Source organism: Acidovorax sp. 106, from assembly GCF_003663825.1.
In the GTDB taxonomy this organism is placed as follows: Bacteria; Pseudomonadota; Gammaproteobacteria; order Burkholderiales; family Burkholderiaceae_C; genus Acidovorax.
The window spans coordinates 2298468-2310680 of record NZ_RCCC01000001.1 but is presented as its reverse complement, the minus strand read 5'-3'; the positions used below and the strand labels follow the sequence as shown (position 1 = coordinate 2310680).

The window sequence follows — 12213 nt, the reverse complement described above, 5'->3', positions numbered from 1 at the left end:
GTTCTATGAAAAGTGCGCTCAAGCGCTGACCACAAGCCATGCGAATAGCCGCCCTCGACGACGACCCGATCTTGCTGGAGCTGATCAAAGCGACCACCGAGCACCACGGGCATATCTGCCACACCTATCCCACGGGCGCGCAATTGCTGCGCGACATCCGCCACGAAACGTTTGACCTGCTGATAGTGGACTGGCACTTGCCCGACATGGATGGCCCGGAGGTCGTGACAGCGGTGCGCCAGATGACGGGGCGGCAACTGCCCATCCTGTTTGTCACCCGCCGCCGCGAAGAGCAGGACGTGATCGAAGCGCTGTCTTGCGGCGCGGACGACTTCATGACCAAGCCCCTGCGCATGGGCGAGCTGGTGGCTCGAGCCACCGCCCTGTTGCGCCGCGCGTACCCCCAAGCCATGGGCAACAACCTGGCATTTGGCCCCTACCGGTTTGACCCCGACAAGCGCTCGCTGCTGCTCAATGAAGTGGAAGTGGACCTGAAAAACCGCGAATACGAACTGGCCCTGTTCATGTTTCGCAATGCCGGGCGGCTGCTGTCACGCGCCCATCTGCGTGAAGTGGTCTGGGGCGAGACCAACGAAGCCCCTTCGCGTTCACTGGACACCCATGTCTCACGCCTGCGCAGCAAGCTGGACCTGACCCCCGCTAACGGCTACGTGGTCAGTGCCATTTACGGCATGGGCTACCGGCTGGACGCGGTAGACCCCCATGCTGCGCACCATAGCCCTCAGGACGCACCGGGCTCCGAGGGCGCAGGAGACGGAGGAGACGCGGGAGCAGCAGGCGTGGCAGCCTCAGCCGCCTGAGAGGGCCGCCAGACGGGCACCACCACCTTGGCCACAAACTGACGGTCCAGCCACAACCACACCAAGATAGGAGCCAAGGTGGGCACCACCAAAGAGCCCACCTGGTAGCCATACACGATGGCTTCCAGCTGCCACTGCGCAATGCGCAACAGCCGGGCATCCACCTGGGTGGTCAGCACCACCTGCATCAGCGCATACATGGTCAAGCTGAAAGCCTGCGCGGGCAGCAGTACCAGGTAGCCCACCAGCGCACGCAGCCAGCGCTTAGACCCTCGGGCGGCGAGCAGCAGCGCCAGAAAAATGGGCAGGCCATAGGCGTAGCGGGCAGGGTTCACGTCAATAGTGACCTCGGCCTTGCGACCACCGGCCGACGGCACTGGAATGGCCACCCGGGTGTCCACATCCATCACGCCCGGGCGCAGGTGCACCTCGCGCACCCACATGGGGGCGGTCTGCTCCAGCGCCACGCTAGAGAGCACCCCGACGGGGTACGAAGTCCACGCAGAAATCTGCGTCCACAGCACGGTGAGCGCCAGCATCCAGCCAAAGGCCGACAGCACAAAAATCACAAACGGAGAAGGACGGCGCATGGTCTTCAAACCCTCACCCATCAAGCTGCAGCCGCTTCTGCGGGGGCCGCTGCGGCCTTGTTGCCAGCGCGCACCCACAGCAGCCAAACGATCAGCACGTCCAGCATGATGAGCGCCTGCCACAGGTACTCGTGCGCAAAGTTGAACACCTGCGTATTCCACTGCCCCAGGTAAAACAAGCTGATGACCCGAACCATGTTGAGCCCCTGCACCGCCACGAACCCCGCCGCCAGACCAATGAGCTTGTGCCGCCAGGACGAGGGGAACGCAACCACCGCGGCAAACAACACAATGCATGCTTCGATGCCGTTGCAGCCGGGCTCGATCGACACGCCAAAGCCCGTCACCGTGTTCCACAGCACCTTGCCTGCCGCCGCCGCACTGCTGTCAAACCAGGTCACCAGCCCAGCGCACATGCGGGCCAGCAGCATCGTCCAGGGCAGCACCACATGCTGCTGCACCACGCCCAGCATGTTGATGCCGAACAGAGACAGCTGCAGTGCCAAAAAAGTGAGAAAGAAACGGGCCATGAACCACCTGGAGCGAGAAGAAAAGAAGAGAAGAGAAGCCAGACGCAAACGGGTGCCAGCAGGCGAACACAGCCCGGCAGCCGGTTGGGCGTGCGGATTATCAAGCGATCTGCCGCGAATGGCACCAAAAACTTGGTATCCCGTGCGGGTGTGCCGCAGCCCGCAGCAAGACCACCGCGCCCAGCCAAGGCGATGCGTTCAACATCGTTAACCTTTTGGGCCCAGGGAATGCGCACCACAGCCTTCTACACTGCGCCGACCCAGGAGGCCTCCACTGCGGGCTTCCAGCCCACTTGACCAGGGTCATATTCCCCTTGCGATCCCCAGAAACCGGGCGCACAGTGCCCCAACAATCCATCAACCCACCCAGTCCATTCACCCACCTGCCCGTCTTGCCCGCCTGCTGACAGGGTGTGAACGCCACCACCGAGCCCCATGCGCCGCGAACGTTTTTTTTCCCACCTGCCCCTGGCAGCCAAAATCAGTCTGCTGGTCGGGCTGATGGGCCTGGTGTCGATGGCCATCATTGGCTACGCCATGGTCAGCATGCGGCAGATGGACACACAGTACCGCACACTGATCGCACTGGAGTCCGAACTCACCCACAGCTTTGGCGACGCGAGCGTGCTGCTCAGCGAAACCCACGGCCTGGTGTCAGGTATGGCCAACGCGCACCAGAGCACACCGCCCGGCGCTACGCTGACACCCTCACAGCGGTTACGCACCTTGCAGCGTGATTTTGAGGTGACGTTGAACGACATAGCGCAGCGCATGCCCCACAAGGGGCGCGAGCTGATGGCACTGCGCCTACGCTCGCAAGAGGTGTTTGATGCCGGACTGCGCGTTGTCAACGCGGCATCAACGGGTCCTGCCGAAGCAAGCGCCCACGCCCTGACCACCCGCACCCCGTACCAAGACTTCGAACCCACCCTGTTGCAGCTCAAGCAAGGTCTGGAGAGCCTGCGCAGCCGCTCGCACGCCGAGTTTGAGGCGCTGGTTGAGCAACAAAACGACGCCACCAGCGACACCCTGTGGTCCATGGCTGCCGCCGTGGTGGGCGCACTGGCGCTGGTGCTGGTGCTGTCGGTGTACGTGGCGGTGACGCAAATCTCGCGTCCCATCACCGATCTGGCGCGCATCATGAAGCGCTTGGCCTCGCAGCAATACGGAGACACCATCCCCGCCACACGCCGCCGCGACGAGGTGGGCACCATGGCGCGGGCGCTGCAAGTGTTCAAGAACACCATGCAACGCGCCGACAAACTCACGGCCCAGGTGCAGCGCAGCGAAGAGGCCCGCAAACTGTCCGAGCAGCTGGTGGACCTGACCAGTGCCATCCCTGGCGTGGTGTTTCAGCTGCACCTGCAGCCCAACGGCACCTGCCGCTTTTTGTTCGTGAGCGACAAGGCCGCTGAAATGCCGGGCCTGCAGGTGCTGGCCCTGCTGCGCAGCGGCGGCTCGGTGGGCGAGGCGTATTCAGTGCCGCAAAGCGTGCAACAGCGCGTGCAAGCGCGCTTCATGGAACGGCTGCACACCCAGGCCCCACTCGACTTTGATACCGAAGTGCTGCACGAGGGCATCTCCCGGTGGCTGCAAACCTCGGCCACCGCGCGGCGGCTCGATGACGGCAGCGTGCTCTTTCATGGCGTATGGATGGACGTGACCGAGCGAAAGAGCCAGACCCGCGCCATGGCCACCGCCAAAGAAGCAGCCGAGCGCGCTGCGCAAGAACGGGCGCGCTTTCTGGCCGTGATGAGCCACGAGATCCGCACCCCACTCAACGCCATCCTGGGCATGGCCCAGCTGGCGCTGAAAGAAGAGCTGCCCCCGCCCCAACGCGAGCGCATCGAACAAATGCACCGCGCAGGCCGGCACCTGCTGGGCATCCTGAGCGACATCCTGGACTTCTCCAAGATCGACGGTGGCCACCTGGTGCTGGAAAGCAAGGCCTTTGCCCTGTCGCCCGTGCTGGCCACGCTGGTCGATCTGCTCAGCCCCAAAGCCCACGCCAAAGCGCTGCAACTGCGCCTTGAAGTGGCCGACGAGGTGCCCGAACAGCTGATGGGCGACAGCCAGCGCCTGTCCCAAATCCTCATCAACTACGTGCACAACGCCATCAAGTTCACCCACCAGGGCGAAGTCCTGGTGCGTCTGAGCGTGGCCCAGCAAGACGGCAACAGCCTGCTGCTGCATGGCGCCGTGCAAGACACCGGCATAGGCCTCACGCCCGAGCAGATGCAGGGCCTGTTTGAGCCCTTTCGGCAGGGCGACAGCTCCATCACGCGCCGCTTTGGCGGCACGGGGCTTGGGCTGGTCATCTCGCGCCAACTGGCGCGGGCCATGGGGGGCGACACCGGGGTGCAAAGCCAGCCCGGGCAAGGCAGCACCTTCTGGTTCACCGCGCGCCTACAGCGCGCTCCAGCCACCGACTGGGCGCGCGACGTGCTCACCCAGCCCCTGCAAACCACCGCCCTGGCCCCTGCCCACACCGCGGGGCTGCGCGTTCTGGTGGTGGACGACAACGAGGTAAACCGGCAAGTGGCCAAAGGCCTGCTCGAAGCCGGTGGCCTGATCGTGGACATGGCCGACCACGGCGCTGAGGCCGTGGAAACACTCACCCAGGCCAGCGACAACACCTACGCCGCCGTGCTGATGGACATGCAGATGCCCGTGATGGACGGGCTCAGCGCCACGCGCGCCCTGCGCGCCCTGCCCCGCTTCGAGGCCCTGCCCATCATCGCCATGACGGCCAACGCCAGCACCGCCGATGTGGAGCGCACCCGCGCCTGCGGCATGAACGACCACATCGCCAAACCCCTGCTGGAAGCACCGCTGTGGCACACCCTCTCGCGCTGGCTGGCCAACGCCCGCAGCACGCGCCCGTCCAGCCCTCCAGCACCCCAGCCCACCGCGGAAGCCACACTGCCAGCGCAGCCCCTCGCGCCAGGCTTTACAACCCCAGCCCCTTCACACCCTGTGGCAGAGGTTTCGGCACTGGCCACTGAGCCCCCCTCTGCCCCATCCAACGCACCAGGCGCATCCGACGCATCCACCCCCGTGTTCGACGCAGCACTGCTGCAAGACCTGCAAGACACCATTCCCACCGCGCGGCTGCTGCCCCTCATCGACCAGTTCATACAGGACTGCGAGCGCCGGGTAGAACGCATCACACAGGCCGCACACAGCCGCCAATGGGACGACCTGCGCCGCGAGGCCCACGACCTGGGCGGCACCGCAGGCAGCTTTGGCCTGAGCCCCCTGGGCGAACTGACCCGCCCCCTGGAAGCCGCCGCCAAGGCCCAGGACGCCGCCACCATCGACCGCTGCCTGCCCGAACTGCAACGGCTGGCCCGCCAAGGTCTGACGCAACTGGGAGCCCATGTGCGCGCACTGCAGGCGCCGCATCAGGGGCAGCGTGGGCAGGGGACGTCAGCGTAAGGGGATTGCCGAGGGCTTATTGGGATGGAAAACGCGGCTATCGGCAACAAACTGACACCCATTGACGGCCGAGAAAATCCAAGGGAACAACATGAATTTGGTCAACACCGGAGCCTTTGATCGCCTCCAACAAGCTCTAACAACCGAACTTCTACGAGCTATCAAGTTGGAGCTGGAAAAGGTTGATGCACCTGAAGATATGGTCCATCACCTCACAAGCAGCATAGGCTTTGCAATTGCCAGCCTCATCGACGACACGGCAGGATTCGTTGCTGACGGGGAAAGTGTTTCACCAATGCTGACATTCCGCACCAGTGAAAAGACTCTAGAGTTTTGCGGCGGTAATTCCTACCTGCATGAGTACGTGGATCGAACACTGTCAAAGCTGTTCGGGTCCGAGGGTTGATGCCTGGTCGCTGGACTTCTTTCGGCCGGGGCTGTGTGAAAACGCGCATTCGACCCTCGGTCTAACGACCCAATCAGAAATCGACCGCTCAGAACGGCCTACAACGCACGATCTCGATGCGAGCAACGGTTGAAATGTCCCCACAAAAGTCAGCCATCGGCGTTTTCACACAGCCTCTGCCAAAACCTGACGATCAAATGGAGAAACAAGGTGGCGGAATATGAAGTTCAAGGGGAATGGCTAGAGTCGCTGCCACCCAATCACCAAGTTCTGTTTCTGACTGCACTCAGTCACTGTTTGACTATTGCTGGCCGTGATAGCTACATCCCTAAGAACGAAGAGTTGGAACATCCCACTCATCTTCGCCGGATTAATGAGATTCAGCATCGTGTCGCAGCTTGTACCTATGAGTTGCTAGTCAATGATTCAACGGAGAGCTTTCGGCGCTCCATCGCCCGTTGGGTGCTTGATCAATCTGACCAGCGCATGTTTGAGAACATGCAATGGGCATGGCGGACGGCTAAAGAGAGAGTATTGAGAGCCGCAGAGCAAGGCGCTGTGCAGCAATAAACAGCTGAGAGCCGCTGTCTGCTTTAGGGCGCGGCGTACAGCCGATTTGAGCCCAAAGCACTCCTTCACACACCAATCCATCGCCGCAACGTCGACAGCCCCAGCAGGCCCAAACCCCATCAAGCAACACCACCCCGCTATGCTGAGCACAGATCTTCGCCCAGCACACACCTGCGGTGGCGGCAACACGACCGCCCCGGCAAGCATCTCCAACACCCGGTTCACAGGCCCTTGCACCCATCGCCCACCGCCATGAAAGACCTGATCCGCAATCTGTTGTCCATCCGCCAAAAGCGCAAAACCGCGCCCGTGGGGCCCTTGCCACCGGTGGGGGCGGCCATCCTCCGTGGCACGGTCAAGATGAAGGTCACGCACCCCGTGCCGCGTGAGCTGTGGGATTGGCTGGTGCTCTCGGGCTGGCGCAATGTGCCGGTAAAGAATGACCGGCGCAGCTACCAGTGGCTGCCCGATGCGGCGCTCAAAGAGCTGCTGGATGCGGACCCTGCGCAGCGCAACCAGGCCCACGCCCGTGTGCTGGCGCAGAGCAAGGCAGACGCATAGGTCTATCACGCCCCGACCCCCGGTCGCTCCCGCTGCCCCATCGCTCCTATTGCCCCCGTTGCCCCCGTTGCCCCCGTTGCCCCCGTTGCCCCCGTTGCCCCCACAAAAAAACCCCGGCTGCGCGCAAGCACACCGGGGTTTGCTATCATTTAAATAGCTGCCAGCGCTTATTCCATAAGCGCTGGCAGCCTATTTGGCTTCAAATCACGTCAGCAAAGCATTCACGCGCTTGACGTAAGCAGCGGGGTCTTCGGGCAACCCGCCTTCGGCCAGCAGGGCTTGGTCGAACAAGATGTGCGCCAGTTCGTGGAAGTGCACGCTGCCGTCCAGCTTCTTGACCAATGGGTGGTCGGCGTTGACTTCCAGCACGGGTTTGCTCTCGGGCGCCTGTTGGCCAGCCTGCTTGAGCATGCGGGCCAGTTGGGTGCTCATGCCGTCGTCTTGCACCACCAGGCAGGCGGGTGAATCGACCAAGCGCGTGGTCACGCGCACGTCTTCGGCCTTGTCCTTCAGTGCGTCCTTGAGCTTGGCCAGCACAGGCTTGAAGGCTTCGGCAGCTTCTTCGGCGGCTTTCTTCTCGGCCTCGTCCTGCAGCGTGCCCAGGTCCACAGCGCCCTTGGCCACGCTTTGCAGCGGGGTGCCGTCAAACTCGTGCAGGTAGTTCAGCGCCCACTCGTCCACGCGGTCGGTCATGAGCAGCACTTCGATGCCTTTCTTCTTGAAGACTTCGAGCTGCGGGCTGTTCTTGGCGGCGGCCAGGGTATCGGCGGTGATGTAGTAAATCGCCTCTTGGCCGTCCTTCATGCGCGCTTTGTAGTCGGCAAAGCCCACCGTCACGGCATCGCTGGCGGTGCTGGCAAAGCGCAGCAGCTTGGCCAAGCGCTCGCGGTTGCCAAAGTCTTCGCCCAGGCCTTCTTTCAGTACCGCGCCAAACTCGCTGTAGAACGCGGTGTACTTGCCTTCCTTGGCCTTGTCGTCGGCGTCCACCACATCGGTCACGCCATCGGCGCCCGCCGTGGTGTCATGCTTGTCGTGCTTGGCCAAGTCTTCCAGCATGCTCAGCACGCGCTTGGTGCTGCCTTCGCGGATGGAGCGCACGTCGCGGCTTTCTTGCAGCAGCTCGCGGCTCACGTTCAGCGGCAGGTCAGCCGAGTCGATCACGCCCTTCACAAAGCGCAGGTAGGTGGGCATCAATGCTTCGGCGTCGTCCATGATGAACACGCGCTTGACGTACAGCTTCACGCCCGCCTTCTTGTCGCGGTTCCACAGGTCAAACGGGGCCTTGGCCGGGATGTACAGCAGCTGCGTGTACTCGGTGTTGCCTTCGACGCGGTTGTGCGCCCAGGTCAGCGGGGCTTCGTGGTCGTGGCTGATGGCCTTGTAGAACTCGGCGTACTGCTCGTCGGTGATGTCCTTCTTGGGGCGCGACCACAGGGCGCTGGCCTTGTTGATGGTTTCCCACTCGCCGGTCTTGACCATGCCCCCGGGCTGGCGGCCGCCGTTTTCGTCCGATGGATTGATCAGCTCGCCGTCTTTCCACTCTTCCTTTTCCATCAGGATGGGCAGGCTGATGTGGTCGGAGTACTTGGCGATGACCTGCTTGAGCTTCCAGGCGTTGAGGTATTCCTCGGCATCGTCACGCAGGTGCAGGATGATGCTGGTGCCGCGTGCGGCGCGGGTGATGGCTTCGACTTCAAAGTCGCCCGTGCCGCCGCTGATCCAGCGCACGCCTTCTTCGGCCGCAAGGCCCGCGCGGCGCGACTCGACAGTGATCTTGTCGGCCACGATGAAGCCCGAATAAAAGCCCACGCCGAACTGGCCGATGAGCTGGGCGTCCTGCTTCTGGTCACCCGAGAGCTTGCCCATGAAGTCCTTGGTGCCGCTCTTGGCGATGGTGCCCAGGTGGTCAATGGCCTCTTGCTGGCTCATGCCGATGCCGTTGTCGGTGATGGTCAGCGTCTTGGCATCTTTGTCGAAGCTCACGCGCACTTCGAGGTTGGGGGCGTCTTCAAACAGCGCGGAATTGTTCAGGCCTTCAAAGCGCAGCTTGTCGCAGGCGTCCGATGCGTTGGAGATCAACTCGCGCAGGAAGATTTCCTGGTTGGAATACAGCGAATGGGTGACCAGGTGCAGCAGCTGGGCCACTTCGGCCTGGAACGACAGGGTTTGTTTTGTGCTCATGGTGTCTTGGAGATTGCTGTGTAAGGTGCAGAGAGAACGCGTTTCACGCCCAGGAGGCCAGGAAAGGCATTCGCGCGATTTCACCTCGGGGCGGACTGGTTGATTTCAAGGGCTGCACAGCGCAGTGCGCCCCCGACTTCCCACGTCCCAGTACCAAACCCTGCCCCAAGGCAGTTCAGCGCTGAATATTGTTGACAATTTACAGGCAGTTGACAGCATTTTTTGTCATTTAGCAGCCATAAGATGCACGGGACCAAAGCCGCCCTGTGAGGCGGACTTCCCATCGACTACGCCTTTCCTTCGGAGCCTTCTGCCATGCCCACCTCACTTCAAAAATGGTCTGCCGAGTTCCTCGGCACGTTCTGGCTGACGTTCGGGGGCTGCGGCAGTGCCGTGCTGGCCGCCGCCTTCCCGCAGCTGGGCATTGGTTTTGTGGGGGTGTCCCTGGCCTTTGGCCTCACGGTGCTGACAGGGGCCTATGCCCTGGGGCCAATCTCGGGCGGGCATTTCAACCCCGCCGTGTCGGTGGGGCTGGCGCTGGGGGGCCGGTTCAAGGCGTCCGAGCTGCCCGGCTACGTGGTGGCCCAGGTGCTGGGCGCCATTGCCGCAGCGGGCGTGCTGTACCTCATTGCCACAGGCAAGCCGGGCGCAGACATCGGGGGTTTTGCCACCAACGGCTATGGCGAACACTCCCCAGGCGGCTTTGGGCTGATGGCCGCCGTGGTGACAGAGGTCGTGCTGACGGCCATCTTCCTCATCGTGATCCTGGGCGCCACCGCCAAGCGCGCGGCCAGCGGCTTTGGCGGGCTGGCGATTGGCCTGTGCCTCACGCTCATTCACCTGATCTCTATCCCGGTGACCAACACCTCGGTCAACCCGGCCCGCAGTACCGGCCCGGCGCTGTTTGGCCCAGCCTATGCGCTGTCGGAACTGTGGATCTTCTGGGCGGCCCCCATTGCAGGTGCTCTGCTGGGCGCCGCCATCTACCGCGCGCTGCTCAGCGACGATTGACGGCAACGGGGCGGCATGCGCAGCCCTGCCCCCCCGCGACTTGGTCGATCAACCTTCGATGGTGATGCGCTGCACCAGCGACTGCAGGATCTGGTCGGCCTTGTCGTTGGCCACCTGGCAGGTGCCCGCCGCTGCATGCCCACCGCCCCCAAACTCCAACATGAGGTTGCCGATGTGCACCTGGCTGCTGCGGTCCAGGATGGACTTGCCGGTGGCCAGCACCGTATTCTGCTTTTGCAACCCCCACATCATGTGGATGGAGATGTTGCAGTCAGGGAACAGCGCGTAGATCATGAAACGGTTGATGGCCCAGATGGTGTCCTCTTCGCGCAGATCGAGCACCACCAGCTTGCCGATACGGATGGCGCAGCGCTGCAACTGCTCCTGGGCCTTGAGGGCGTGTTCGCGGTACAGCTGCACACGCTCCTGCACATCGGGCAGGGCCAGAATCTCTTCAATGGTGTGGTCGCGGCAGTACTGGATGAGGTCCATCATCAGCGCGTAGTTGCTGATGCGGAACTCGCGAAAGCGCCCCAGGCCTGTGCGCGAGTCCATCAGGTAGTTCAGCAGCACCCAGCCCTCGGGGTTCAGAATGTCTTCACGCGAATACTGGGCCGAATCGGCCTGGTCCACCGCCGCCATCATCTCGTCAGTGATGCGAGGGAAGGCGGCCTTGCCACCGTAGTGGTTGTAGACCACGCGCGCGGCCGAGGGGGCGTGGGCCTCAATGATGTGATTGGTGTCACGGCGGCCCGCATTGCGCACGGTTTCCGATTCATGGTGGTCAAACACCAGATGGGCGCCAGGCACGTAAGGCAGGTTGGTCGTGATGTCGCGGCGGGTGATGGCCACCTTGCCGTCTTGCATATCCTTGGGGTGGACGAAGGTGATTTCGTCGATCAAATCCAGCTCATTGAGCAGCACCGCACACACCAAACCATCAAAGTCACTGCGGGTGACCAACCGGAATTTCTTTTCACTCACAGACATCTCCTCGTTTGAACATGCGGGTGCAGCCATGGTAGCAACGCCCCGTGGGCAGCACAGCGTGCTGCCGCGAAAATTCCGCCGTCAAAACCGCTCGTGCGGCCCCAGGTAGCGCCACTGGCCCACTGGCAGGTTACCCAGCGTCACACGGCCGATGCGGATGCGCTTGAGGCCCACCACCTTGAGCCCCACCAGCTCGCACATGCGGCGGATCTGGCGCTTTTTGCCTTCGGTCAAGACAAAACGCAACTGCTCGGGGTTTTGCCAATCGACCTTGGCGGGCTTGAGCGGCTCGCCGTCCAGGCTCAAGCCATGGCGCAGGCGCTCCAGCAACTCTTTGGGAAACACCGCCTGCACATTGGTGCTGACAGGGTCACGCTCGTCAATTTCCTGCAGCGGCGCAGAACGCTCGCTGGGGTGGCGTGGTACCGCCTGGCCCGGTGCCGGGTAGACCACACGCACCAGGTACTCCTTGTCCATCTCGGAGTCTTCGCCAATGATCTGCCGGGCCACGCGGCCGTCCTGGGTCAGCACCAAGAGGCCCACCGAGTCGATATCGAGCCGCCCGCAAGGCGCCAGGCCCCGCAGCTGCGGCGGGGAAAAACGGTTGCGGCTGGGGTCATCGCGCCAGTGGGTGCGGGGGTTGATCAGTGCCACGGCGGGCGTATGGCCGTCCTCGGCCTGGCCGCTGACGTAGCCAATGGGCTTGTTCAGCAGAATGGTGACGCGCTGCTCCTGGAAACCCTGGGCAATCTTGTCCACCTCAATACGGTCTGCGGCAGTGACCTGCAGCCCCATGGGCGCAACTTCGCCATTGACCTTGACCCAACCTTGGGCAATCCAGTCATCGGCTTCGCGGCGCGAGCACAGACCCAGCTCGGCCATGCGCTTGTTCAAGCGCGAAGTATCGCCACCACCCGGCGCGGGCCGGGCCACAGGCCCTGCGGCGGGCCGGGGGGCAGCAGAGCGCGCGGCCGGAGGCCGCTGCGGCTGCGCTGGCGCGGGCCGCCCGCCTGCATCAGCAGCCCAGGTGCGGGTAGACGTGGGGCCAATGGCACGCTCGGACCGCGCGGCAGGAGGCCGCGCGCCCGCTGCGGCTGCAGACCTTGCGGGGGCCC

The 12213-nt window shown here is 63.2% G+C and carries 11 protein-coding genes; 6 read left to right on the top strand and 5 right to left on the bottom strand.

Translation table 11 applies throughout. From position 1 onward, the window contains the following. Positions 1 to 38: 38 nt before the first annotated feature. Entirely contained in the window at positions 39 to 821 is a 783-nt protein-coding gene (locus tag C8C98_RS10305; protein ID WP_121454184.1) for a response regulator transcription factor, read from the top strand. On the opposite strand, the gene C8C98_RS10300 is transcribed toward C8C98_RS10305, so the two are convergent. Together C8C98_RS10300 and xrtH are read right to left on the bottom strand one after the other, a co-directional pair. Beyond that, positions 743 to 1411, bottom strand: coding sequence for an exosortase H-associated membrane protein (locus tag C8C98_RS10300; RefSeq protein WP_199726579.1), 669 nt, complete (start codon positions 1409 to 1411; stop codon positions 743 to 745). The genes C8C98_RS10305 and C8C98_RS10300 overlap by 79 nt on opposite strands. A 20-nt stretch (positions 1412 to 1431) precedes the next feature. Beyond that, positions 1432 to 1941 carry an exosortase H gene (gene xrtH, locus C8C98_RS10295; protein ID WP_121454183.1) on the bottom strand — a complete coding sequence of 170 codons (510 nt, stop codon included), beginning with the start codon at positions 1939 to 1941 and terminating at the stop codon, positions 1432 to 1434. Positions 1942 to 2376: 435 nt separating this feature from the next. On the opposite strand from xrtH, the gene C8C98_RS10290 reads away from it, so the two are divergent. The 4 genes from C8C98_RS10290 (at position 2377) to C8C98_RS10280 (ending at position 6916) form a co-directional block, all read left to right on the top strand. Next, positions 2377 to 5379 carry an ATP-binding protein gene (locus C8C98_RS10290; RefSeq protein ID WP_121454182.1) on the top strand — a complete coding sequence of 1001 codons (3003 nt, stop codon included), beginning with the start codon at positions 2377 to 2379 and terminating at the stop codon, positions 5377 to 5379. A gap of 91 nt (positions 5380 to 5470) precedes the next feature. Next, complete coding sequence (locus C8C98_RS10285; protein ID WP_121454181.1) at positions 5471 to 5785, top strand: hypothetical protein; 315 nt, start codon at positions 5471 to 5473, stop codon at positions 5783 to 5785. A gap of 129 nt (positions 5786 to 5914) precedes the next feature. Next, positions 5915 to 6355, top strand: a complete 441-nt coding sequence (locus C8C98_RS21545; RefSeq protein WP_158600160.1) for a hypothetical protein — start codon at positions 5915 to 5917, stop codon at positions 6353 to 6355. A 252-nt stretch (positions 6356 to 6607) separates the two neighbouring features. After that, entirely contained in the window at positions 6608 to 6916 is a 309-nt protein-coding gene (locus tag C8C98_RS10280; protein ID WP_121454180.1) for a hypothetical protein, read from the top strand. Between the two features lie 204 nt (positions 6917 to 7120). Here C8C98_RS10280 and htpG read toward each other — a convergent pair whose 3' ends face one another. Further along, positions 7121 to 9097 carry a molecular chaperone HtpG gene (htpG, locus tag C8C98_RS10270; RefSeq protein ID WP_121454179.1) on the bottom strand — a complete coding sequence of 659 codons (1977 nt, stop codon included), beginning with the start codon at positions 9095 to 9097 and terminating at the stop codon, positions 7121 to 7123. 315 nt (positions 9098 to 9412) lie between these two features. Here htpG and aqpZ point away from each other — a divergent pair, with 315 nt between their 5' ends. Next, positions 9413 to 10108 (top strand): aquaporin Z, encoded by a 696-nt coding sequence (gene aqpZ, locus C8C98_RS10265; RefSeq protein WP_121454178.1) that lies wholly within the window; start codon positions 9413 to 9415, stop codon positions 10106 to 10108. Positions 10109 to 10156: 48 nt separating this feature from the next. Here aqpZ and C8C98_RS10260 read toward each other — a convergent pair whose 3' ends face one another. Together C8C98_RS10260 and C8C98_RS10255 are read right to left on the bottom strand one after the other, a co-directional pair. Next, positions 10157 to 11092 (bottom strand): exopolyphosphatase, encoded by a 936-nt coding sequence (locus tag C8C98_RS10260; protein ID WP_121456181.1) that lies wholly within the window; start codon positions 11090 to 11092, stop codon positions 10157 to 10159. 87 nt (positions 11093 to 11179) lie between these two features. Continuing rightward, positions 11180 to 11992, bottom strand: coding sequence for a pseudouridine synthase (locus C8C98_RS10255; RefSeq protein WP_370450439.1), 813 nt, complete (start codon positions 11990 to 11992; stop codon positions 11180 to 11182). Positions 11993 to 12213 lie beyond the last annotated feature (221 nt).